22 protein-coding genes and 1 pseudogene are annotated in these 21,806 nt (G+C 63.4%); 7 read left to right on the top strand and 16 right to left on the bottom strand.

Annotated elements, in window-relative coordinates:
* Positions 1 to 55 precede the first annotated feature (55 nt).
* Together RFM52_RS15400 and RFM52_RS15395 are read right to left on the bottom strand one after the other, a co-directional pair.
* The gene (locus tag RFM52_RS15400; RefSeq protein WP_320297309.1) at positions 56 to 526 is read right to left on the bottom strand and encodes an RDD family protein; all 471 of its coding nucleotides are present in this window, start codon (positions 524 to 526) and stop codon (positions 56 to 58) included.
* Between the two features lie 108 nt (positions 527 to 634).
* On the bottom strand, positions 635 to 1,318 hold the full coding sequence (locus RFM52_RS15395) for a methyltransferase family protein (RefSeq protein WP_320297308.1): 684 nt from the start codon (positions 1,316 to 1,318) through the stop codon (positions 635 to 637).
* A 193-nt stretch (positions 1,319 to 1,511) separates the two neighbouring features.
* Between RFM52_RS15395 and sthA the strand changes: the two genes are divergently transcribed.
* On the top strand, positions 1,512 to 2,900 hold the full coding sequence (gene sthA, locus RFM52_RS15390; RefSeq protein ID WP_320297307.1) for a Si-specific NAD(P)(+) transhydrogenase: 1,389 nt from the start codon (positions 1,512 to 1,514) through the stop codon (positions 2,898 to 2,900).
* A gap of 69 nt (positions 2,901 to 2,969) precedes the next feature.
* Here the strand turns inward: sthA and RFM52_RS15385 are convergent, their stop codons facing one another.
* The 5 genes from RFM52_RS15385 to RFM52_RS15365 form a co-directional block, all read right to left on the bottom strand.
* A complete protein-coding gene (locus tag RFM52_RS15385; protein ID WP_320297306.1) occupies positions 2,970 to 4,076 on the bottom strand; it encodes a type 2 periplasmic-binding domain-containing protein in 1,107 nt (368 codons plus the stop codon).
* The gene (locus RFM52_RS15380) at positions 4,076 to 4,693 is read right to left on the bottom strand and encodes a 5-bromo-4-chloroindolyl phosphate hydrolysis family protein (RefSeq protein ID WP_320297305.1); all 618 of its coding nucleotides are present in this window, start codon (positions 4,691 to 4,693) and stop codon (positions 4,076 to 4,078) included. Before RFM52_RS15380 ends, RFM52_RS15385 begins: the two co-directional genes overlap by 1 nt.
* A gap of 8 nt (positions 4,694 to 4,701) precedes the next feature.
* A complete protein-coding gene (locus RFM52_RS15375; protein ID WP_320297304.1) occupies positions 4,702 to 6,273 on the bottom strand; it encodes a VWA domain-containing protein in 1,572 nt (523 codons plus the stop codon).
* Positions 6,274 to 6,393: 120 nt separating this feature from the next.
* Positions 6,394 to 7,473 carry a toxic anion resistance protein gene (locus tag RFM52_RS15370; protein ID WP_320297303.1) on the bottom strand — a complete coding sequence of 360 codons (1,080 nt, stop codon included), beginning with the start codon at positions 7,471 to 7,473 and terminating at the stop codon, positions 6,394 to 6,396.
* Between the two features lie 93 nt (positions 7,474 to 7,566).
* On the bottom strand, positions 7,567 to 8,271 hold the full coding sequence (locus tag RFM52_RS15365; RefSeq protein ID WP_320297302.1) for an alpha/beta hydrolase: 705 nt from the start codon (positions 8,269 to 8,271) through the stop codon (positions 7,567 to 7,569).
* A gap of 198 nt (positions 8,272 to 8,469) precedes the next feature.
* On the opposite strand from RFM52_RS15365, the gene RFM52_RS15360 reads away from it, so the two are divergent.
* Positions 8,470 to 9,666: an OpgC family protein gene (locus RFM52_RS15360; RefSeq protein ID WP_320297301.1), complete on the top strand. Its 1,197-nt coding sequence runs from the start codon at positions 8,470 to 8,472 to the stop codon at positions 9,664 to 9,666.
* A gap of 54 nt (positions 9,667 to 9,720) precedes the next feature.
* Here RFM52_RS15360 and RFM52_RS15355 read toward each other — a convergent pair whose 3' ends face one another.
* The gene (locus tag RFM52_RS15355; RefSeq protein WP_320297300.1) at positions 9,721 to 10,953 is read right to left on the bottom strand and encodes a serine hydrolase domain-containing protein; all 1,233 of its coding nucleotides are present in this window, start codon (positions 10,951 to 10,953) and stop codon (positions 9,721 to 9,723) included.
* Between the two features lie 100 nt (positions 10,954 to 11,053).
* A complete protein-coding gene (locus RFM52_RS15350; protein WP_320297299.1) occupies positions 11,054 to 12,133 on the bottom strand; it encodes a LacI family DNA-binding transcriptional regulator in 1,080 nt (359 codons plus the stop codon).
* Between the two features lie 169 nt (positions 12,134 to 12,302).
* Between RFM52_RS15350 and RFM52_RS15345 the strand changes: the two genes are divergently transcribed.
* Both RFM52_RS15345 and RFM52_RS15340 read left to right on the top strand, forming a co-directional pair.
* Complete coding sequence (locus RFM52_RS15345) at positions 12,303 to 12,446, top strand: hypothetical protein (RefSeq protein ID WP_320297298.1); 144 nt, start codon at positions 12,303 to 12,305, stop codon at positions 12,444 to 12,446.
* A gap of 59 nt (positions 12,447 to 12,505) precedes the next feature.
* Entirely contained in the window at positions 12,506 to 12,643 is a 138-nt protein-coding gene (locus RFM52_RS15340) for a hypothetical protein (RefSeq protein ID WP_320297297.1), read from the top strand.
* Positions 12,644 to 12,660: 17 nt separating this feature from the next.
* Here the strand turns inward: RFM52_RS15340 and RFM52_RS15335 are convergent, their stop codons facing one another.
* Entirely contained in the window at positions 12,661 to 13,035 is a 375-nt protein-coding gene (locus RFM52_RS15335) for a DUF423 domain-containing protein (RefSeq protein WP_320297296.1), read from the bottom strand.
* 37 nt (positions 13,036 to 13,072) lie between these two features.
* Positions 13,073 to 14,320 (bottom strand): MFS transporter, encoded by a 1,248-nt coding sequence (locus tag RFM52_RS15330; RefSeq protein ID WP_320297295.1) that lies wholly within the window; start codon positions 14,318 to 14,320, stop codon positions 13,073 to 13,075.
* Between the two features lie 115 nt (positions 14,321 to 14,435).
* On the opposite strand from RFM52_RS15330, the gene RFM52_RS15325 reads away from it, so the two are divergent.
* Complete coding sequence (locus RFM52_RS15325) at positions 14,436 to 15,101, top strand: GntR family transcriptional regulator (RefSeq protein ID WP_320297294.1); 666 nt, start codon at positions 14,436 to 14,438, stop codon at positions 15,099 to 15,101.
* 115 nt (positions 15,102 to 15,216) lie between these two features.
* Complete coding sequence (locus tag RFM52_RS15320; protein WP_320297293.1) at positions 15,217 to 16,188, top strand: glycosyl transferase family 90; 972 nt, start codon at positions 15,217 to 15,219, stop codon at positions 16,186 to 16,188.
* A gap of 5 nt (positions 16,189 to 16,193) precedes the next feature.
* On the opposite strand, the gene RFM52_RS15315 is transcribed toward RFM52_RS15320, so the two are convergent.
* Positions 16,194 to 17,237 (bottom strand): aldo/keto reductase, encoded by a 1,044-nt coding sequence (locus RFM52_RS15315; RefSeq protein WP_320297292.1) that lies wholly within the window; start codon positions 17,235 to 17,237, stop codon positions 16,194 to 16,196.
* 254 nt (positions 17,238 to 17,491) lie between these two features.
* On the opposite strand from RFM52_RS15315, the gene ppk2 reads away from it, so the two are divergent.
* On the top strand, positions 17,492 to 18,412 hold the full coding sequence (gene ppk2 / locus RFM52_RS15310; protein ID WP_320297291.1) for a polyphosphate kinase 2: 921 nt from the start codon (positions 17,492 to 17,494) through the stop codon (positions 18,410 to 18,412).
* 201 nt (positions 18,413 to 18,613) lie between these two features.
* Here the strand turns inward: ppk2 and RFM52_RS15305 are convergent, their stop codons facing one another.
* From RFM52_RS15305 to RFM52_RS15290, 4 genes and pseudogenes are all read right to left on the bottom strand, one after another.
* Positions 18,614 to 19,258 carry a dihydrofolate reductase family protein gene (locus RFM52_RS15305; protein ID WP_320297290.1) on the bottom strand — a complete coding sequence of 215 codons (645 nt, stop codon included), beginning with the start codon at positions 19,256 to 19,258 and terminating at the stop codon, positions 18,614 to 18,616.
* A gap of 158 nt (positions 19,259 to 19,416) precedes the next feature.
* Positions 19,417 to 19,712 (bottom strand): annotated as a pseudogene (locus RFM52_RS15300) (nucleotidyltransferase family protein).
* A gap of 49 nt (positions 19,713 to 19,761) precedes the next feature.
* A complete protein-coding gene (gene hemB, locus RFM52_RS15295; protein ID WP_320297289.1) occupies positions 19,762 to 20,793 on the bottom strand; it encodes a porphobilinogen synthase in 1,032 nt (343 codons plus the stop codon).
* Positions 20,794 to 20,918: 125 nt separating this feature from the next.
* Complete coding sequence (locus RFM52_RS15290) at positions 20,919 to 21,731, bottom strand: DUF2066 domain-containing protein (RefSeq protein ID WP_320297288.1); 813 nt, start codon at positions 21,729 to 21,731, stop codon at positions 20,919 to 20,921.
* Positions 21,732 to 21,806: the final 75 nt, after the last annotated feature.

Below are 21,806 nucleotides of genomic sequence, written 5' to 3'. Positions count from 1 at the left end.
TTCATATTTATGCGCAGGCGGTGCGGCGGTTTGATCGACGCGGCCGTGGACACCGTCAGATATCGGTGCGGGTGACCACCGTGCCGAGCAGCAGATCGTGCAGCGTGCGCTTGCGGTCGGAGAACAGCGTGACCAGAAGCACCAGCGGCGTCAGGATGACATTGCCGGCCCAAAACAGCACCGAGTGAACGACGGCCGTCATGCCGTCGATGCGGCTGCCGTCGAGCTTCTCCAGGCGGATGCCCATGATCTTCATGCCGGTCGTCGCCTGGTCGCGGCTTCCAAGCGTGTTCCAGATGTAGAGAATGGCTACCATCGGCACCAGCACCGAAAACAGCGTCCAGCCGAGGCCGAAGGTCAAAAGCCCGAGGATGGCGACCAGGATGGCGAAGGGAATGGTGAGCAGCGCGACGAAGAAATAATCGAGCAGGAAGGCGAAGATGCGCCTCGTGCGCACGCCGCGATAGGCGCGGGTGTCCTCGAACCTGGTGGTGATGATCTCGCCGTCCAACACGCGTGCGTTCATGTCCGTTCCTCGATCGCGGCATCCGCTTGAGGATGCCTGTCGCCCCTGTCAAATGGTGAGGGCGGACCGGAATTCAAGGAACATGCACGCCGGTGGACCGACGCGATGTCAGAAGATGCCGGGGCAGAGCCTGTAGCGGACCCGCGAGAGATAGTCGCGATACTCATCGGTCATCGCCAGGATACGCTCCTCGCGCAGGATGCGATGGATCTGGAACAGGGTGATGATCGCGTAGACCGCGAAATTGTAGATGGAGAAGCTCGAAAGCAGGAACAGGATGTGCCCGGCCAGGTAGCCGGCATAGATCGGGTGCCGCACGAACCGGTAGGCGCCGCTGGTGACGACGCCGCGATTGGCAGGCAGGATGGCGAAAGAACGGCCGAGCGACATCTTGCCCCAGATAACCACCCAAAGCGCCAGGAACTGCAGCGGCGCCGCAATGTAAAGCGGGACGATCGCGATGCCTTGCTGCAGCGAAACCAGGGCGGAGCCGAAGCCCGCGGTCAGCGAGATGAAGACGGTGAGCGGGCTCCAGTCGCGCACAAGCGGCCGGCGCGCCAAGAGCAGCCAGACAAAGGTGAGCGTCTCGGAAATCAGCAGCATCAGGACGTTGAGCCGGCCGCTGTCGATGACGAGGTTGTTCACGCCGCGATAGATGAAGACTGCTGCTACCGCGAGCGCGATGAAACGAAACAGCCCCTCGCGCAGGTCGGTGAGAACCGCGCTGCTCTGCAGGCCGGACCAAAAACCGTTCTCCGCGCCAGGCAGCGCATCGCTCTTGGAAATCGCCAACTCTGTTACCCCGGTGGTCCCCTCGCGAGGGACCATTGCACGCAAGCCTTGCCGTCCGGTTAAGGTTTCGCACGCTTTTGATTGCATCTGGAGGATTTGCGTCGTTACGCACGAATACCGGATGATGTGTTGGCAGTTGAACATGACATTCTTCCCGGTCTAGCTTGCTGCGGCGCACAAAGGGGACAGGGACATGGACTACGACATGCTGGTCATCGGCAGCGGCCCTTCGGGGCGCCGGGCCGCGGTGCAATCGGCCAAGCTCGGCAGGTCGGTGCTGGTGGTCGACAGGGGCCGGCGCCTGGGCGGCGTCTCGGTGCACACCGGCACCATCCCGTCGAAGACGCTGCGCGAGACGGTGCTCAACCTCTCGGGCTGGCGCGAACGCGGCTTCTACGGACGCGGCTACCGGGTCAAGCAGGACATTTCGATCAGCGATCTGGTCGACCGGCTGCACAAGACGCTCGACCATGAGGTGGAGGTGCTGCAGCACCAGTTCATGCGCAACACGGTGAGAAGCGCGCGCGCCGCGGTGAAATTCCTCACGCCGAACAAGGTCAGCCTGACCGCCGACAATGGCGACTACAGCGAGGTTGGCTTCGCCAACGCGCTTATCGCCGTCGGCACCAGGCCGCACCGTCCGGCCGACGTGCCCTTCGACAAACAGCGCGTCTTCGATAGCGACGAGATGCTGGAGCTCCACCATCTGCCGCGCACGCTGACGGTGATCGGCGCCGGCGTCATCGGCGTCGAATACGCCACCATCTTTTCCGCGCTCGACGTGCCGGTGACGTTGGTCGAGCCGCGCAACACCATCCTCGACTTCATCGACCGCGAGATCGTCGACGACTTCATCCACCAGATGCGCGACCGCGGCATGACCATCCGCCTCGGCAGTGCGGTGAAGGAGATCGCCTCGAAGCCCGACCATGCCGAAGTGACGCTGGCCGACGGCCGCACCATCCGCTCCGAGATGGTGCTCTACGCCGCCGGCCGCACCGGCAACGTCGCCAGCCTCGGCCTCGACACCGTCGGGATCGAGGCCGACGCCCGGGGCCGCATCAAGGTCGATCCGGACACCTTCCAGACCAGCGTGCCGAACATCTATGCTTCCGGCGACGTCATCGGCTTCCCGAGTCTCGCCTCGACCTCGATGGAGCAGGGCCGGGTGGCGGCCTGTCACGCCTTCGGCGTCCACCTGCCGCCGCCGCCGGAGAGCTTTCCCTACGGCATCTACGCCGTGCCGGAGATCTCGACGGTCGGCCTGTCGGAAGAGCAGGTGCGCGACAGCGGTGCCGCCTATGAGGTCGGCCTGGCACGGTTCCGCGAAACCTCGCGCGGCCACATCATGGGCGTCTCAAGCGGCTTCCTGAAGCTTCTGTTCTCTGTCGAGACGCGCCGCCTGCTCGGCGCCCATATCGTCGGCGAGGGCGCCACCGAACTCATCCATATCGGCCAGGCGGTGATCAACCTCGGCGGCACGGTCGACTTCTTCGTCAACAACACTTTCAACTACCCGACGCTGGCGGAAGCCTACAAGATTGCGGGTTTGGACGCCTGGAACCGGATGGGACGGGGCTAGAGCAATTCCAGGAAAAGTGCGTAGCGGTTTTCCGTCCGGAATTGCGCAAAAGTAAATACTCTGGGTCGACTAGACTTCCAACTGCGACAGCAGCGACAGCATGACGTCGGCCGACGGCATCGGCAGTACCGCCTCGATCTCTGCCGGCCGCACGCCGGCAACGGCGTCGGCGTCGCCCGCCACGGTGCCGAGCGGCCCGCGGAATCCATGTTTTGACCAGGCGAGTTGCTGCAGTTTCGGGCTGGTCAGCGCCTCGAGCAACTGGTCGACCGCCGGATCGATGACGATCAGCGGATGCGCCGAATAGACGGTGGGACGCGGGTAGAGGATTTCCGGCTTGGCGCCGGCGCCGGCCTGCACGCGCTGCCAGCGCGCCGGATCGGCGAGCGCCCATTCCACGAGCTGGTTTTCGTAACCCACTGCCATCGGTTCGGCGCCCAGGCCTCCGGCGATGTATTGGTCGAACAGCTTGCCGGATGACGACGATTTGAGGCCCATGCTGCGGAAGATCGACTTCGCCTGCTCGCCATGCTGCACCAGCAACTCCTGCGTCGCCACGTCGCCGCTCATCAGGCTGAGCACCAGGCCCGCGAACATGAAGCCGGAGTTGGAGCGGTTGGGATCGGTGGAGACGATACGGGCGCGGCCATAGAGTTCGGAAATGCCGAGATCCGACCAGTTCTTGCCGGCAAGGATGGCATCGAGCAGCGCCTTCAGGTCGAGCTGGTTGTAGCCGCCCTTGGCGGCGACCGTGACCAGGCCGCTCTTCTTCAGCCCCTCGACCACCGGGCCCCAGGTGTAGACGACGATCGGCGAATTGAGCACGACCTGGTCGTTGCGGATGGAAACGCCGCTCTTGCGCGCAAGGTCGACCATGATCGAGGAGGACGGCCAAAGGAACTGCGGCTTCTGTGTCAGGAGAGCCGGCTCGCGCACCATCTCGACCGAGCCTGCGACGCGGGCGTCGAGCTCCAGCCCGTAGCCGCCCAGCGCGCTCACCACATCGGGGTCGGCGAGGAACGCCTGCTTCTCGCCGCCGATGAAGCCGAACAGATGCGCCCGGTTGCCGAGATAGCCGCGGAATTCAGGCCGGTCCTTCAGCGTCAGATAGCCGCCCGTTCCGGCCGCGGCGGCGGCAAGCAGTCCAAGTCCGAAAGCGCGGCGAGAAAGGGCCATCAGCGACCGATATCCTCTTTCAGCGACTCCTGGATGAGTCGCAGGTCAACGTCGAGCGTGCCAAGCTCGGAGTCCGCCTGGCTGTCGGCGTAATGCACGAAAGCGTCCTGCAGCTTGGTGATCACCGAGCCGATCGAGGCAAGCCGCTGCTGGCTTGGCGCGCGACGATCGGCGAGCGTGGCATAGCCTTCCGCGATCTCCGCCGCCTGCGGCACGTAATAGGTAAGGAAGCGCCGCACGGAAGCAGCGCTTGCCGGCTTCGCCTCGACCTTGGAGATGACGTCGGCGGCGATGTCGGACAGGTCCTTCACCTTGGCTTTCATGTCCTTGTCGGCGATCGAGCCGGCCGCCGCCGCCAACCGGTCGGCCGCCGGCTGCGCCTTCGCCAGCAATTCACGCGCGAACGCCACCTGGCCGCCGCCGATGGAGCGCAGATCGAGCCCTTCGAACAGCTGCCGCGGCGCCAGCACGAAGACCAGTCCGAAAAACACCAGCACCGAAATCACCGCCGAGACCAGGAAGGGGAAGCGGGTGAGCGTGCCGAGACCGATCAGCAGCGCGGCCGATACCAGCCCCGCCACGATCCAGTTCCAGTCATTGCCGAACAAGCCGCGCATGGTTGGCCTTAATTGTAGCCGCGCGCGGCGCGGAAGGCACCGGCAAGGTCGCCGCCCCCGTCGAAGACTCGCGCCGAGGTCTCCTTGGCGAGACTGTCGAGCTGGCTCTTGTCGGCATCGCCGAAGGTGATGCCGAACACCGGGATCCGTAACGGCGCCTGCCGCCACTCAGCCAAAAACGGTTCGGCGCTGCCGTCGGTGCGGCCGTCCGTCATGATGACGATGGCCGGCAAATATTTAGAAAGGTCGGGCGTCGCCAGGATCTTCTGCAGCGCCTGTGAGGCGCAAGCATACATGTCCGTGCCGCCGCCGGCCCGCTGCTGCGCCACGTCGCCAAGCAACTGGTTCTGGCCCGCCGGATCGCCGGTCGCGTCGAAAATGTCGCGCACCGTGCTGTCGAACGGCAGCACGAAGATGTGGTCGGACGGCGTCCACTGCACAAGCACTTCGCTCGACTTTTCCGGCGTGAACAGGAACTGCGCGGCCTCCTGCAACTGCTTCTCGCCTTCATTCTCCATCGAACCGGAGAAGTCGAAGCAGAGCGCCGTCAGCGACGGCTTGCGCAGGGCTTCCTGATAGAGATTCAGCGCCGTACGGATCACCGCGGGTTCCGGCATGCGGATCGACGTCACCAGCTTGCCCGGATCGAAATTCCAGTCGGGCTCGGCCGTCGCCTGGACCGCGGCGCCGCCAAGCGGCAGTCGCCGGCCGGTGTCGGCGATGCGCTTGCGTACTGCATCCGACTGCAGATAGGCGAGCAGGTCGGTGAAGAATTTTTCGAGATCGGCGCCGCGCCCATGGTCGATGAAACCGAGCGGGGAATCGCCGACCGCGACGCCGTCGGCCGGATAGACCGCATAGAGCGGCTCGTCGCCCATCTGCTTCAGCTTGTCGTTGGTCTCCTTCAGCGTCGCCTCGTAATTCCACATCGCGTCATAGAGCGTGCCTTTGCGCGCGCTGTCGACATAGAGGTCGGCCAGCCAGCCTGAGGACCCGGACGAGCGCTCGACGCCCTGCAACAGGGCACCGACCGTGTCGTGCACGGAGGCATTGTCGAGGTCGCCGGGTTCGATCACCTGCTTGCCGCCGAGCGCGCTGGAGAGCATCGCCAGATAGGCGCTGGCGCCGGAATTGGACTGCGTGGCCGAAGTCATCAGGAATTTGAGCTTGCCATCCTTCACTGCGGCAAGGATGTCCTTCATGTACACGTCCTTGCCGACCCAGCCGAGTTCGGCGGCCTTGGATTTGCGCACGCCGAGGATGACCGGCATTTGCGCGATCGAGGTGAGGTTGCGCACCTTGCGGCCGGTATCGAACAGGTCGACCCAGACGCTCGACGCCGGCCACACCGCGTCCTGATCGAGCCCGCCGGCCTTCTGCAACCCGAGACCGATATCGAGCGAGCCCTGGTAGGTGATGGTGCAGGTCGCGCCCTGCTTGGCGCAGAACTCCTGCACGATCGGTTCCAGCACCGTGTTCTCGGACCCGGAGACGATCGAGAATTTGACGTTGCTGGAATTGCAGGCTGCTAACAGCAGCGCGGCCGCCAGCGCAAGAACGGACGAAAGCTTCATTCGCATCGAGGCCCCGTCAGCCCTTGAGCCGGATGATTTCAGGTCGAGTGGACCTGAAATCATCCGGCTCCAAATCAAAGAGATGGAGCATGATGTCGTCCGAAAACCGCTTCACACTTTTCGGCATCATGCTCCAGTGAGCGCTTTCTTGAGGTCGGCGGTCATCTGGTCCATCTGCTTTTCGGCATCGGCCCGCTTCTGCCGGCCTTGCTCCTGGACCTTGAGCACGCCCTGCACGGTGTCGATCAGATCGCGGTTGGCCTGCGCCAGCGTCTCGACATCGACGATGCCGCGCTGCGCCTGCTCCTCGATGGAGATGGCCTGATCCTTCATCATCTTCGATGTCTGGCGGATCATCTCGTTGGTGGCGTCGGTCACCGTCTTTTGCAGCTCCAGCGCCGATTTCTGGTTGGTCAGCCCAAGCAGGATGACCATCTTCTGCTTCCAGGCCGGCACGGTCAGCGCCGAGGTCGCCTGCAGGTTCTCGATCAGCGTCTCGTCGCCGGACTGCACGATGCGGATCTGGGGCAATTGCTGGATGCCGAGCTGGCGCGCCTGCACCAGGTAGAAGATGCGCTTCTCCAGCCGGTCGAGCGCCTGCACGGCGTCCTGGTAGGTCTGTGCCTCTAGCGCTCCGGCGGAATCGCTCGCCTTGGCGTCTGCCGCGGCCTTCAGCTTCGGCAGTTCGTTGGCGCGGTAGTCGTCGACGAATTTCTTGCCGGCCTGCACATAGGCGTCGAGGTTGAGGATGGACTCCTTGGTCTGTTCGTGCAGGTCGTCGAGCACGGCGATGTCGCGGCGCAGCGTGTCCTTGTGGCGGTCGAGCTCCAGGCCGATGCGGTCGATCTGCCCGGCGACGTCCTCGTATTTCTCCTTGAAGCGTTCGAGCCTGGCCTTGAACGAGGAGAACAAATTGCCCAAGAACCCTTCTTCCTTCAGCGAAGCCGGATCGAGGTTCTTGGCCTTCATGATGATGTCGGTCAGCAATGTGCCGGTATCGCCGAGATCGCGGTTGCGGATCTGCGACAGGATCTTGTCGGCATAGTCGCTGACCGCTTGCTGGGCGCGGTCGCCGAAGACCGAAATCGCCGCGCGGTCGCGAATATCGATGCCGCCTTCAATCCTGGCGACCTCGCCCGGACTGGCGGCGATGACGGGCAATTTCGAAGTGTCGTCGAGCAAAGTGATGCTGTTCTCGTCGGCCATTCAGACCTCCCCTCGGTGAACAGTATCTCGATAGACAGTGTGTGACAGACATATGACAATGGAGCGACATGCCGCGCCAGGCTGTGAAGTGCGTCACCTTTTTGGCGCCTGGGCGATGGAAGGAGACGCTCTCCGCGCAACCGGCGCAGACTCTGCAAGCCACTGCCGCATGATCGCGGCGTCCGCATCGCCAAATTCATGGCCCGAGGCGACGATGCGCGCGTCGACCTCGGCGCCACGCTGGCTGAACAGCGTTACCAGAGCGGGTGCGAACGGGCCGTAGGTCTGGTCGGCGGCGCCAGCGACGATCAGCACGCGGCTTCCGTCGAGGTCGGTCATGGGCGAAGTGTCGAGCACCGGCATTGCCCGCAAGAGCGCCGCCTGCCTGACCACACCCGGATGGAGCAGCATCAGGCTGGAGACGACATTGGCGCCGTTCGAATAGCCAAGGAAGGTCGAACGCTGAAGGTTGAGCCCATGCTCCCTCACGGCTTCCATTGCGAACTGGGCGTAGGCAGCCGTCTCCGCATGGATGCTGGCCTGCTCGAAACTGGTCGGCGTGATTCGCTCGAACCAGCGAAATCCATCCTCCTGCGGGATGCGGCCGCGCGCTGCGACGATCACCGAACGCGGCGCGATCTGCATGGCCAGCGGCAGCATCGTCGTCTCGTCCACACCCGAGCCGTGCAGCACGAACAGGCACTCGCCGCTTGCGTTTGCCGGCCTCAGCAGACGGTAGGGAAATCTCAGATCCTCGCGCAGGATGCTGTTTTTGTCGCTATATTCGGGAACGCTCATATCCATTTGATTCCATGAGAGATTCGTTGATTTGCCGGCTTCAAAACGGAATATTTTGGCGCTCCGCGAAAGTTGATTGAACCATGCGCATTTCAGTCCGTTTCTGCGCCGATACACTCCTCATGGGAGGAATCGAAGCGGTGCGCCCCGGGGGTCGCATTGCTGGCTATGAACAACCAGCTTTGAGGCCTTTTGTCGATGACCACCCCTGTTCCTAACGATCGCCATAGGCGTATCGACGAGCGCGATACGCGTATCGACGTGCTGCGCGCGCTCGCGCTGCTCACCATTTTCGTCGACCATGTGCCGGGCACTGTCTTCGAGAACTGGACCTACAAGAATTTCGGCTTTTCCGATGCTGCCGAAGCCTTTGTGCTGATTTCCGGCATCTCGGTCGCGCTGGCCTACGGCACGAAGTTCAAGCCGGGCGGCCGATTGCTCGCGACTTTGAAGATGTGGCGGCGCGCCGGCGTGCTCTACATCTCCCACATCGTCATCACGATGGTGGTGATTGCGCTGTTTTGCGCCGCCGCGGTGTTGGCTCATCGTCCGGAAATGCTGACGATGATCAACATCGAGCCCTTGATGAAGAACACGCCGCAGGTGCTGCTCGGCATCGTCACGCTCGGCCACCAGCTCGGCTACAACAACATCCTGCCAGTCTATGCGGCGCTGCTTCTGGCGGCGCCCCTTTTCGTGCTGTTCGTCAGCTATCGGCCGGTGCCGGCGCTGATCGTGTCCGGCCTGCTTTGGCTCGTCGCCGGCATCTGGCAGATCGCGCCGCCGAACTATCCGGAGCCGGGCTTCTGGTTCCTCAACCCGCTGTCCTGGCAGTTCCTGTTCAACATCGGCCTTGCCGCCATGCTGCATGTGAAGCGCGGCGGACGGATCCCGGTCAATCCGTGGCTGCTTGGTGGCGCCGGCATCTATGTGGCCGGCGCGGCGATCTGGGTGCACACCCCGCTTTGGGGGCAGATCACCTGGTTCAACCTGCCGGTAGTGATCGGCGGCTTCGACAAGACCTTCCTGTCGCTGCCGCGGCTCTTGCACATTCTGTCGGTCAGCTATCTGATCGTGGCCCTGCCAGCGGTCTCCAACTTCTTCCGCGTCCGGCCCGACAATCCTCTGGCGATCCTGGGTAAGCGCTCGCTGCCGGTGTTCGTCGCAGGCACGCTACTTGCCATGGCGGCGCAGGTGCTGAAGCTGATCAATCCGGGCGGCCTGGCCTACGATACGCTGCTGATCGCGGCCGGCATCGCCATGCAGCTCGCGCTTGCGCTCTATCTCGAATGGTTCGCCGGCCTCGGCCCGTCCCGCGCCAAGCCGATGCGCGAGGAGCCTGCGCGCGCACCTTTCGGCGCGCAGCCGCTGCCGGCGAGGGCGGGGGGATACTAGCGTGATGCCGAACTGATCTGAGCGCGCGCACTGCGCAGTTTCTGTTGACGAGTCTCAGACCCCTGTAAGCGCACCATGGACGAGTGCGCGCAGTTCCTTGCGCACCGGAATGGCGCTCGAGGGCAAGAGTTGCGTGAAGAGAATGACCACCATGTCGTCGACGGGACTCACCCAGAAGAAAGTGCCTGCCGCTCCGCCCCAGCCATAATCTCCGACCTGCGCCGAAATTTTTGCCTTGGCCGGATCAAGGACGACGGAGCCCAACAAACCGAACCCGATACCATCGAATTGGGTCTCGGCCCAAACTTCGGTTGCCAACGAGGCAAGATCTCCCGGCAGGTGATTGCACGCCGCCAATCTCAAAGTGCGCGGACCGAGGATGCGTTCGCCGTTGAGTTCGCCTCCAGCGCGTAGCATTTCGGCGAACCGCCAATAATCGTCGATGGTTCCGACGAGGCCGCCTCCGCCGCAGAACGTATCAACCTTGCCTTGCCGCCACGCCGAAATCTCCGGCGCTTCGTTCAATGCTATGCCTGCGGGGGTTACCTCATACTGCGGGGGCAAGCGGCTCATCTCGGATTCCGGCACCGAGAAACCTGTGTCGGTCATACCGAGAGGCTCGAAGATCCGTGTTACGAAATATTTGTCGAGCGTCATCCCCGAAACGACTTCCACGATACGGCCGATGACATCACTTCCGACGCTATATTGCCATCTCGTACCCGGCTCCCACTCCAACGGCAGCTCGGCGATCCGGCGCACCATCTTGTCGAGCCCACCATAGCCCTTGGCTAGGCCGAGCGCTTCTCTAGCATAAGCTTCACCGAGTAAGCGAGGGCCGGTAAAGAGGCTCAAACCCGATGTGTGGGTCAGTAGATGGTGGATCGTCGGCTTCGTCTTGACGGGCACCGTCTGGTCGAGCGAGGTCGCGCCGGGTATCAGAAGTTGCATATCTTTGAATTCCGGCAGATAGGCTTCGACCGGGTCGTCGAGATGCACGCGCGTTTCCTCGTACAGCATCAGCAGCGCGACCGCGGTGACAGGCTTGGTCATCGACCAGATGCGGGCGATGAGGTCACGCTGCCAAGGCCGCTTAGCTTCGACGTCGGCGTGCCCGGCGCATTCGAAAAAGGCGAGCTCTCCGTGGCGAGCGACGAGTACCGCACCGCCGGGCCAGCGCCCCGTGTCCGTGTAGCGCTGCATCCAATGCTTGAGTCGCGTCAACCGTACCTTGTCGAAGCCGAGGTTCGCAGGATCACCAACCGGTTCGCTGTCCAAGTGACTCATTGCGCCGATGTCCTCGTCGCCATCAAAGGCTAACTAGGCATCCTGCACGCTCTCCGCGCCATTGCCAACTATTGCTTGCTAGCTGCAAGCGAAAGGTCGCTCAGCCTCTTGGAGCGGGGCCGGTCGAGCCTCTGACGATGAACTCGACGCCCATCGTCTCGCGCCGCACCGCGCCGTCATGGTCGAGGATCATGCGCGCGGCGCGGCGGCCGATCTCGATGATCGGCTGGGCGATGGTCGTCAGCGGCGGCGTGGACAGCGCGCCGTCCGGCACGCCGTCGAAGCCGACGATGGAGACGTCGCCGGGAACGTTGAGGCCTCGGGCTTTCAGCCAGTCGATGGCTATCAGCGCCATGCGGTCCGACATCGCCAGGATGGCGGTCGGCGGCTCCTCCTTGGCAAAGATCGCCTCGAGGCCGGCCCTGGTGCTTTTGTCTTCGTTCTCGGTCTCGTAGACCGGGATCTTCGCCGTATCGATGCCGAAGCGGGAAAGCTCCTCGAAATAGCCGGCAAGGCGATCGCGCGTTCCGGTGTAGACTGCGCTGCGCACGGCTTCCGGCGTGGCGAAGCCGGTGGGATTGTCGGCAAAGCCGAGCGACAGCACGGCGAAGCGGCGATGGCCGAGCTCGGCGAGATGGCGCGCGGCGAGCCTTGCGCCGGCGACATTGTCGACGCCGATGGCCGATACCGTTTCGTCCTGGAAGCCGAGTTCCAGCGCAACGAAAGGCAGCCTGCGCTCGCGCGTCAGGTCGACAAGGCGCGAGCCGCCTTCGATGCAGAACAGCACGAAACCGTCGACGAGCGCGCTCTGGATGTTCCAGGCGAGCTTTTCCTGGTTGGCGGCCGAGACCAGCGCGATGCCCGCGCCGGTGGCGTCGCAGGCCTGCGAAATGCCGGCCATCATCACGCGGGCGAACGGATCGTCGAAGAAGTAGGAGAGGGGCTCGGTGGTGGCGACGCCGATGGCGTTGACCTTGCCGGCGCGCAGCAGGCGGCCTTTCGGGTCCGGGCCGGCATAACCCATCTGCTCAGCGACCGCCTTGACCCGTTCCCGCACTTCGGCGCGCACGATCTCGGGGCGGCTGAAAACGTTCGAGGCCGTGCCATGCGAGACGCCGGCGGCCTTGGCGATGTCGGCCAGCCTGATCGGTCTTGCCTGGCCTTCGAGGAGTGATGCCATGTCGTTCCTCCGAATCCGGTCACGCGACGAACATGACCGCTGAATTGTCGCAGGTCATCTAACATTTTTGTTGGATCGATTCAAATTTTAGCTTGACTTGAGGTGGATGAGGCCTATGGTTTGAATCGATCCAAGTCCCGTATATGGCGGGTTTCGACAGGAGGGCGCCGTGCATCCGGTGAGCTATTTGTTCGAGGACATCTACCGCGACGACTGGGGCATCGCCTCGGTCGCCGCCAGCGAGAAACGCCGGGGCAGATTGGGCCCGTGGAAGCGCGCGCCGCGCTTTCTCGTGGAGCGCAAGCGCGGCTGACCCACGGTCATATTTTACGCCGGCGTATTGGATCGATTCAATAGAAGGAGAACGTGGTCATGCATCCGATCGGCCATCTGTTTCAGGACATCTACCGCAACTATTGGGGCATCACGCCCGGAACCGAGCAGCCTGAACGGCGTCGCGTGGACGGATTGCCGGTGCGCCAGCGCAAGCGGCGTTTCGGGCAAAGGTAGGTCAGGGCAAAGATAGGTCAGGGTCGCGGGCGCCACAGCGCCGAGACGGCGATCGCCACCCAGCCGGCGATCAACAAGGTGCCGCCGATCGGCGCCGACATCGGGAACAGCCGCGAGCCGAGAAAATCGCGGGCGAGCAGATCGCCGCAGAACAGAAGCAGGCCCGCGAGCAGGACGAGGCTGGCGATCCTGAGGCAGCGGTTGCCGCCGGCAAGGCCGATGGCGAGGAACGCCGGCGCATGCATCAGCAGGAAGTTGGCCGCCGTGCCGGTGAAGGCGCCGCCGCGATGCGCGGCCGCCGCCGACAACGCCACGCCGGCCGCGCCGACGAGGCCGGCTGCCAGCACGAGGACGCGGCTCCCGCCGCCTGATGCCTGGGCCGTAAGACTCATCCTGGATGCTCCATGCTGCGGTTGGGCGATGTGCCGGTCAGGACTCGCCGGCTTCAAGCAGCATATGCCGTGCCCGCCGGGACTGGACAATCCAGTTATAGACCGCGCCGAGCGCCATCAGCACCGATGTGCCCAGAAAGACCGAGCGCATGCCGAAATGGCCGCCGACGTAGCCGCCGGACAGCGGTCCCGCGACCTGGCCGACATATTGCGCCGAGATCGCCAGGCCAAGCACATTGCCGCCGATCCCGTCGGGGATGTTGTGGCGGATAACGCTGGTGATGCAGGGCAACAGTCCGCCCAGCGCCAGTCCCATCAGGAAGCGCAGGCCGATCAATTGCCAGCCATTGGTGACGAAGGCCTGCGGAATGAGCAGCAAGGCCGAGACAGCAAGGGCGCCGACCACGACGTTCCAGTGGCCGACGCGGTCGGCGAGTTTTCCCAGCCAGGATGAGGACAGGATGGTGCCGAGCGCCGCCGCGGACATGACGACGCCGGCGACCATGGTGACCTTGCTCTGGTCCTCGACGAGCTGCTGCACATAGACGGTGATGATCGGCTCGATCGACATGGTGGCGAAGGCGAGCAGCATGCCGGTGGTCAGCATGGCGATGATCGGCCGCTTGTCGGGAATCTGCGACCAGCCGCTTTTCGGCTTCGCCGTCGAGGCGGGCTTGGGCGCCGGCGGATTCTCCTTGATCAGGAAAGTCGTCGCCAGGAAGGTCAGGAAGATGACGGCGCCGGACAGCAGGAAGGTCGCGCGGATGCCGATCAGCGGCGGCAGCAGCCCACCGAGCAGCGGTCCGACCAGCGAGCCCGCCGTGATGCCCGCCGCCAGCACGCCCAGCGCCCAACCCGAACGCTCCTTCGGCGTCTGCATCGCCACCAGAATTGTCGAACCTGACGAATAGCCACCGGCAAAACCGATCAGCAGCCGAAGCAGCACCAGCTGCCACACACTTTGGACCATGCCGGTCAGCGACATGCAGATCGCCATGCCGAACGAAGCGCGCACCAGCATCAGTTTGCGGCCGTAGCGGTCGCCCAGTCGTCCCCACAAGGGCGCGACCAGTGCTGCCGCGAAGAAGGTCGCACCATAGGCGATACCCGACCACTGCACGATGGCCGCGTGGCCCTCAGCGCCGAGTTGCTCGACGTAAAGCGGCAGGAACGGCAACAGCAGCGTCATGGCGATAAGCGTGCTGAACGAGCCGGCGAAGCAGACGGCGAGGTTGCGCCGCCAATGGATGTTGAAGCCGCTCTGTTCGGATTCGTTGGACGTCATGTCAGGCATGCCAATGCTGGGGTTGTTTCGGATACCGATTTGGGATACCAAGCTGGTATTCGTCATGGACCTGACATTAGCCGCTGTCAATGCGGCGTTGGAAAACGGAACGACAATGTCGCAGATGCAAAATGTCGAAAGGCAGCTTCGCGAGATGATCCTCGGGCTGGAGATCGGCCCGGGCGAACGTTTGACCGAACGCTGGATCGAGAGCCAGTTCGGCGCTTCGCGCACGCCGGTGCGAGCGGCGCTGCTGCGCCTGGAAACGGAAGGGCTGGTCGGCCGCGATGGCCGCGGCTGGACGGTGGCGCCGATCAACCTCGCGGAGCTCGGACAGATCGCCGTCTACCGCGAGGCTGTCGAGGTCGCGGCGGTTCGCCTGACGGCGGCGCTCGACGACCGCGGCGGCATCGAGGTGATCGCGGCGATGCTCGATTCCTGCGATGCCGAGACGCCGCGCGAGGAGTGGCATCGCGTCGGCCTGGATTTCCACATCGAATTGGCAAGGCTTTCCGGCAACGAGTTTCTGCTCAGGGCCGTTCGCGATGCAATGACCAGGCTGTCGCGGGCGCGCTGGCTGGAGGTGCGCGATGAGAAGGCCCTCGGCCGCGCCTGGACCGAACATCATGCCATCCTCGCCGCCGTCAGGAGCGGCGATGCCGAGCAAGCGGCGCGGCTGCTTTCCGCTCACATCGCCGGCAGCCGCGATCGACTGGTCACCTCACTGCATGACGACCGGCGCGGTCTGCGCGCAAGAGGGTTCGCCGTCGTCGCAGCGTAAGGTCCTGTGGGGTCATTCGCATTAGCGGGCTTGCAACATGGCTGGGAGAATGCTGTAGGAGACGAGGGGGATGAAGGCCGACTACCATTGACCATCTTGCTGAACTCGCGGACGCATGGCCACACTCTCACGAACCGCCGCAAAGCTGTTCTACTACGCGCGCAATTTCGCGCGTGACCGCGCACCGCAATCCCTGTTCCGCGACCGCCTGGCCAGCAGGCTCGAGCAGGCCAGGCTTTCGGGCAAGACGGTTCGCGAGCGACTGAACTACTACAACAAACTGCAACACCCGTTCGTGACCAGTCCGGACGCCATAGCTGTCGGCAAGCTGCCGTCCGCTTCCAGCATGTATTATTACGACCTCAAGGAATTCGCCCGCTATTTCGATCCCGGCCTGCTGATCGATTTCGAATTCGGCGACGTCGTCGGCGTTCCGGAGGTACCGAGGATCGTCAAGGACCGGCCCATCGGCGACGACAACGCGAACGGCGTGCTGATGAAGCTGAACAAGTTCCGTCACTTCTACATGCCGCCCGACAAGCTGTCTTTCGCCGATAAGCGCCCGATGGTGGTCTGGCGCGGTCACCTCAACAATCCGCTCCGCACCCGGTTCGTGGAAAAGGCCGCCGAGCTGCCGATTTGCGATGCGGGTTCCCACAGGGCCGACGCGCCGGATGGGTACCGCAAGCCGTTCCTGAACATCGAGCAGCAGCGACAGTATCGCTACATCGTCTCGCTCGAAGGCAATGACGTCGCGACAAACCTGAAATGGATCATGAGCTCCAATTCGCTCTGCCTGATGCCGGAGCCGACCTACGAAACCTGGTTTGCGGAAGCCCAGGTCGAGCCCAATGTCCACTACGTGCCGCTGCGGCAGGACTTCTCCGACCTGGTCGACAAGGTGGCCTATTTCGAAAAGCATCCCGCCGAGGCGGGGCGGATAACCGCCGCCGCCAACGCCTATTGCCGCAAATTCGGCAATGAACAGGACGAGCAGGCGATCTCGCTGCTCGTCCTGTATAAATATTTCGTGCTGAGCGGACAGATAAAGCCCGACCCGGAAGTCTGGCGCTTTATCACCGGCTGACTGTTTTAGGCATGCGAGCGGTCGAGCACCTTATCGGCCGGTCCGAACCGGTCCCTGGCGGTGAACTGCTGGTGCCAGTAGGGATAAAGCACCGGCGGTCGGCTAACCACGTCAAGGCGCTGCCGTTCTTCTTCGCTGAGCGACAGGCTGGCCGCGGCGAGGTTGTCCTTGAGCTGCGCCTCGTTGCGGGCGCCGATCACCAGCGAGCTTACGGCCGGACGTCCAAGCAGCCAGGCAAGCGCGACTTGCGCTCCCGACACCCCTCGCGCGTTGCCGATGTCGACCAGCACGTCGACGATGCGCCACAGGCGGTCCTCGTCGCGGATCGGCGGTTCCTTCCAGCCGCCAAGCTGGCGCGCGGTCGGGCTGTCGCGACGGTATTTGCCGGAGAGCAGCCCGCCGGCCAGCGGGCTCCAGACCAGCACGCCGAGGCCCTGGTCGACCGAGATCGGCAGCAATTCGTATTCGGCCTCGCGCGCTTCCAGCGTGTAGTGGATCTGCTGGGTGACGAAACGGGCCTGATGGCGGCTGTCGCTGACGGCAAGAGCCTTCATCACCTGCCAGCCCGACCAGTTGGAGCAGCCGATGTAGCGGATCTTGCCCTGGTTGACCAAGGTGTCGAGCGCCGCGATCGTCTCCTCGACCGGGGTGAGGCCGTCCCATTGATGGACGAAATAGACGTCGATGACGTCGGTCTTGAGCCGCTTCAGGCTCTTTTCGCATTCGCGGATCAGATGGTGGCGCGACAGGCCCTCGTCATTGGGGCCGGTGCCGATACGCATGCGCGCCTTCGAGGCGATCAGCACATCGTTCTTGCGCTTGCCGCCAAGCGCCTCGCCGATGATCTCTTCCGACAAGCCGTTGGAATAGACATTGGCGGTGTCGATGAGGTTGATGCCGGCATCGATGCAGGTGTCGATGATGCGTCTGGCTTCCGCGAGATCCGAATTGCCGACGGCGGCGAACGGACCGGTGCCGCCGAAGGTCATGGTGCCAAGCGTCAATGTCGAGACTTTCAAGCCGGATCGGCCCAGCGTGCGGTATTCCATGTCAGTCCTCGCAATTTGTTTGAAAGAAGCGCCGTGGCGAGCGCTGGAAGAGGCGAGGGGATTTGTAGGACAATTCGCGCCGCTTGTCGCCCTGCTGTCGATACGGACCGATCACATATCTTCGAGGTTTGCGACGGGCGATTGCAATAAAACCGTCATTGCGCCTCTGTATCTCAGTCGGCTTACGGAGTGTCCGGCCGGAGCCGGAGCGGATTCCGAAGCGATGATGGCCGACAGGCAGACGGAGCTGCGCGATGAATGAACTGAAATCGAATTCCGGGGCGAAGGACTGGCTCGAAGCCGAACTCGAGGACACGCTCGACGAAGACTATGAGCTGGAGCTTTCCGAGCCGGCGCTCTCGCTCGAGATCGCCAAGATCTACAAGAAATCGCATCCGCCCTCCATGGAGCGCATGACCTATTTCCGCGAGTTGCTCAGGTTGCAGTCCGAGCTGATCAAGCTGCAGTCCTGGGTCGCCTACCACAAGAAGAAGCTGGTGGTGATCTTCGAGGGCCGCGATTCTGCCGGCAAGGGCGGCGTCATCAAGCGCATCACGCAGCGGCTGAACCCGCGCATCGCCCGCGTCGTGGCGTTGCCGGCGCCGACCGAGCGCGAGAAGTCGCAGTGGTATTTCCAGCGCTACGTGCCGCATCTGCCCGCGGGCGGCGAGATCGTGCTGTTCGACCGCTCCTGGTACAACCGCTCCGGCGTCGAGCGGGTGATGGGCTTTGCCAATGGGGACCAGGTCGAGGAGTTCTTCCACGACGTGCCGGAATTCGAGCGCATGCTGGTCCGTTCCGGCATCACGCTGGTGAAATACTGGTTCTCGATCACCGACGAAGAACAGCAGATGCGCTTCCTGATGCGCATCCACGATCCGATGAAGCAGTGGAAGCTGTCGCCCATGGACCTGCAGTCGCGCGTGCGCTGGGAGCAGTACACCAAGGCCAAGGAAGAGACCTTCGCACGCACCAACATTCCGGAAGCGCCCTGGTTCATCGTCGAGGGCAACGACAAGAAGCGCGCGCGGCTGAACTGCATCGACCATCTGTTGCAGCAGATGCCGTATGAAGAGGTGCCACACGAGGAGATTTCGCTGCCGGAGCGTGTCTTCAACCCGCAATACGAGCGCCAGGTTCTGCCGCGCGACCTCTACGTGCCGGAGAAGTATTGAGGCGCCTCTTCCTTCTCCCCGTAAACGGGGAGAAGGTGCCCGAAGGGCGGATGAGGGGCGGCGCCGACGTGGGCGATTGAAATCCCATTCGCCGCAAGGGCAGGTGCCACAGGTGCTTGGCCAACCTCTAACCGGCAGCGCTGCCCCTCATTGCCCTACCGGGCATTTCTCCCCGTGAACGGGGAGAAAGAGCTACTTCGCCTACACCCGCCCGATCATCACATGCGTCGCATCGGCGGTCGCCACCTGCCCGGTACAGCGGTATCCCAGCTTCAGCATGTCGAGCCCGGCGAACAGATGCTCGCCCGAGCCGAGCAGGAGCGGCGAGACAACCAGATGCATCTCGTCGATGAGCTTCTCCTGCAGATATTGACGGACGGTCGAAACGCCGCCGCCGACGCGCACATCCTTGTCGCCGGCAGCTGCCTTCGCCTGTTCGAGCGCCGACTGGATGCCGTCGGCGACGAAGTAGAAGGTCGTGCCGCCTTCCATCTCGATCGGCGCGCGCTTGTGATGCGTCAGAATAAAGGTCGGCACGTGGTAGGGCGGGTTGGGGCCCCACCAGCCTTTCCAGTTGTCGTCCGGCCATTCGCCGCGGCTCGGCGCGAACATGTTGCGACCGAGGATCCAGGCGCCGACATTCTCAAAACTGCGCACGGCAAACTCGTCATCGGTATCCGTCGTCCCGCCATCCTTGCCGATCATCTGTTGGAACGAGCGGGTTTTGATCATCCATTTGTGCAGATTTTCGCCGCCCACCCCGAGCGGGTTGGCGAGGCTCTGGTCGGGGCCGGCGCCGTAGCCGTCGAGCGACAAGGTGAAAGCGTTGACACGCAGCCTGGACATCATTGCCTCCTAAACCAGTTGTAATTTGCAAGCGGTTGTTAGGTAGCTTGGCTGATTGCGAAATGCAAGCGGTATTTTTTCGGTGCGATCGATTTAGGCGATGCCATCCAGGGCCGCAATGATCTCTGCGATGATCGGCTTGGTCTGACGCGGTGCCATCAAAATACGCGCACGGCCGATCGTTCGATATCAGCCTTCAACATCGGATGAAGACTGTCCCGTGTGGTGATGTCGACTTCGGCCGACATCTTCTCTTCGAGAAATTGTTTGATGACGACGAGGTCGATCAAGGAAAAGCGCCGCGCCGGATCATAGTCTATGAAGAGATCGAGATCGCTGTCCGGCGTGCGTCGCCGCGGGCGGCCGATCCAAACAGATAAAGCGAAGTCGCGCCCATGCCCCTGATGGCATCTGCGTTCTTCCGTAACCGTTCGATGACTTCATTCCTGCTCATGGATGCATTCTAACGAATCCCGTTAGAATTCCAACATCGCGAAGCAGCCCTAGCCCTTCAGCATCTGCGCCACCACGGGCGCGAAATAGGTCAGCACGCCGTCGCAGCCCGCCCGCTTCAGCGCAAGCAGCGATTCCAGCATCGCCTTCTCGCCGTCGATCCAGCCATTGGCGGCGGCCGCCTTGATCATCGAATATTCGCCCGACACCTGATAGGCGAAGGTCGGCATCTGCAGCTCGTCCTTCAGCCGGCGGATGATGTCGAGATAGGGCAGGCCGGGCTTCACCATCAGCATGTCGGCGCCTTCGGCGAGGTCCTGTTCGGCCTCGCGCACCGCCTCGTCCGAATTGGCGTGGTCGATGTAGTAGGTCTTCTTGTCGCCCTTGAGCAGGCCGGCGGTGCCGACCGCCTCGCGATAGGGACCGTAGAAGGCCGAGGCGAATTTCGTCGCATAGGACATGATCGCCACGTCCTGAAAGCCGTTGGCGTCGAGCGCGTCGCGGATGGCGCCGATGCGGCCGTCCATCATGTCCGACGGCGCGATGATATCGGCGCCCGCCGCCGCCTGGATGACGGCCGCGGCCGCGACCTGCTCCACCGTCTCGTCATTGACGATGACGCCGTCGCGCAGGATGCCGTCATGGCCATGGCTGGTGAACGGGTCGAGCGCCGCGTCGTTGATGATGCCGATCTCCGGCACCGCGTCCTTGATGGCTCGTGTGGCGCGGTTGATGACATTGTCCGGATCGAGGATGTGCGAACCGGTCTGGTCGCGCAGCGCAAGCTCGACATTGGGGAAGGTGGCGATGGCCGGGATGCCGAGCTTGGCCGCGCGCTCGGCTTCCTTCACCGCGAGGTCGATGCTCAGGCGATAGACGTCGGGCATGGCTGCGATCGGCTCGCGCGTGTTCTTGCCGTCGACGACGAAGATCGGCCAGATCAGGTCGTTCACCGAAAGCTGGTTCTCCTGCACCAGCCGGCGCGACCAGTCGGCCTTGCGCATGCGCCTGAGCCGCCGGCTGCCGGTGATCTCGTCGACGCTGCGCGCGCCGGCAGGTTTTGCGGGGGTGAATTTGTTCATGGCCGAAAACTCTCTTTTGGGCCGGCTTTTACCACGCGTCTCCGCCCCTGACCAATGCGACACGATTGTGCCAGAGGTTGAGGCGCAAGTTTCCTCTCCCCATTCCATGGGGCGAGGAAACGCTTTCACGGCTGTCCGTGCCCTGACAAGATCTGCGCCGCGCCCCTGATCGCGACCCGGAACGCCTCGTCGAAGCTGACGCCGCGCGCCTGCCAGCGATAGGTCTTGCCGTGGTCGGCCAAGCGCCAGTCGGCGACCCAGCCGAGTTCCTTGTCGCTCCACACGATGCTGCCGGCGAGCGCCCGGGCCGCTCCCGCTTTTTTCGCGAGCTTGTCGAGCCGTGCCATATCGGCCCCCGAAAGCGCCTTCTCACCGAGGCCGCCAAGCTGTCCGGGCTTTGGAAAGATGACGCGCATCAGCATCGGATCGGTCGCATTGGCGAAGGATTCACGCATCGTCTTGCCCTGGTCCTCATCCGCCGTCAGCACGAAATGCCGCGCGCCCTGCTCGGCGGTCATGAAGACGGCAATCGGCGACCGCTCGCCGAGCCATGGCCTGCTGCCGAGCTGCGCCAGAAGCTTGTTGACCACGGCCGGCTTGTAGAGGCAGGTCAGGTCGTGCGGCCGGTCATGCGTGCCTTGCTCGTCATGGATCGGAATGCCTTCCAGCCGATCATGATAGCGGAAGGATTGAACGAAATGACCGGCCTTGTCGCGCAGCGCCAATATCTCCGGTTTCTGCGTCAGGCGCTGGTCGCCCGAGACCTTGACCAGCACCTTGTCGAGGCATTCGCGAAAGCCGATCTGCCGGTTGACCTCTCCGGTGCCGGTGACGATCGACTGCGCTTGGTAAAGGTCGTTAATCGCCGCTGCATGCGCGGCAACCCCCAGAGCGAGGAGACCGACCAATCCAACCACGAAGCGGGAAATTCCAGGCATGTCGGTCTGCTCGAAACCTGTCGGGCGCGGGCGCGGTGCTTTGCCGGTTACCTAACATCTGGCGCGGCCGCCCGC

Origin of the sequence: Mesorhizobium humile (genome assembly GCF_033977215.1) — a bacterium.
Lineage (GTDB): Bacteria > Pseudomonadota > Alphaproteobacteria > Rhizobiales > Rhizobiaceae > Mesorhizobium > Mesorhizobium humile.
Note: the sequence above shows the minus strand (reverse complement) of the source record. Positions and strands in the feature narration are given on the sequence as shown.

Bases quoted from the DNA above. Each gene is read 5' to 3' on its own strand.
- RFM52_RS15385 (WP_320297306.1), bottom strand. From the start codon at position 4,076: ATGGCCCTTTCTCGCCGCGCTTTCGGACTTGGACTGCTTGCCGCCGCC.
- RFM52_RS15380 (WP_320297305.1), bottom strand. From the start codon at position 4,693: ATGCGCGGCTTGTTCGGCAATGACTGGAACTGGATCGTGGCGGGGCTG.
- hemB (WP_320297289.1), bottom strand. From the start codon at position 20,793: ATGAACAAATTCACCCCCGCAAAACCTGCCGGCGCGCGCAGCGTCGAC.
- RFM52_RS15325 (WP_320297294.1), top strand. From the start codon at position 14,436: ATGTCGCAGATGCAAAATGTCGAAAGGCAGCTTCGCGAGATGATCCTC.
- RFM52_RS15350 (WP_320297299.1), bottom strand. From the start codon at position 12,133: ATGGCATCACTCCTCGAAGGCCAGGCAAGACCGATCAGGCTGGCCGAC.
- RFM52_RS15365 (WP_320297302.1), bottom strand. From the start codon at position 8,271: ATGAGCGTTCCCGAATATAGCGACAAAAACAGCATCCTGCGCGAGGAT.
- RFM52_RS15340 (WP_320297297.1), top strand. From the start codon at position 12,506: ATGCATCCGATCGGCCATCTGTTTCAGGACATCTACCGCAACTATTGG.
- RFM52_RS15335 (WP_320297296.1), bottom strand. From the start codon at position 13,035: ATGAGTCTTACGGCCCAGGCATCAGGCGGCGGGAGCCGCGTCCTCGTG.
- RFM52_RS15400 (WP_320297309.1), bottom strand. From the start codon at position 526: ATGAACGCACGCGTGTTGGACGGCGAGATCATCACCACCAGGTTCGAG.
- sthA (WP_320297307.1), top strand. From the start codon at position 1,512: ATGGACTACGACATGCTGGTCATCGGCAGCGGCCCTTCGGGGCGCCGG.
- RFM52_RS15290 (WP_320297288.1), bottom strand. From the start codon at position 21,731: ATGCCTGGAATTTCCCGCTTCGTGGTTGGATTGGTCGGTCTCCTCGCT.
- RFM52_RS15375 (WP_320297304.1), bottom strand. From the start codon at position 6,273: ATGCGAATGAAGCTTTCGTCCGTTCTTGCGCTGGCGGCCGCGCTGCTG.
- RFM52_RS15360 (WP_320297301.1), top strand. From the start codon at position 8,470: ATGACCACCCCTGTTCCTAACGATCGCCATAGGCGTATCGACGAGCGC.
- RFM52_RS15320 (WP_320297293.1), top strand. From the start codon at position 15,217: ATGGCCACACTCTCACGAACCGCCGCAAAGCTGTTCTACTACGCGCGC.
- RFM52_RS15330 (WP_320297295.1), bottom strand. From the start codon at position 14,320: ATGACGTCCAACGAATCCGAACAGAGCGGCTTCAACATCCATTGGCGG.
- RFM52_RS15315 (WP_320297292.1), bottom strand. From the start codon at position 17,237: ATGGAATACCGCACGCTGGGCCGATCCGGCTTGAAAGTCTCGACATTG.
- RFM52_RS15305 (WP_320297290.1), bottom strand. From the start codon at position 19,258: ATGTCCAGGCTGCGTGTCAACGCTTTCACCTTGTCGCTCGACGGCTAC.
- RFM52_RS15370 (WP_320297303.1), bottom strand. From the start codon at position 7,473: ATGGCCGACGAGAACAGCATCACTTTGCTCGACGACACTTCGAAATTG.
- ppk2 (WP_320297291.1), top strand. From the start codon at position 17,492: ATGAATGAACTGAAATCGAATTCCGGGGCGAAGGACTGGCTCGAAGCC.
- RFM52_RS15355 (WP_320297300.1), bottom strand. From the start codon at position 10,953: ATGAGTCACTTGGACAGCGAACCGGTTGGTGATCCTGCGAACCTCGGC.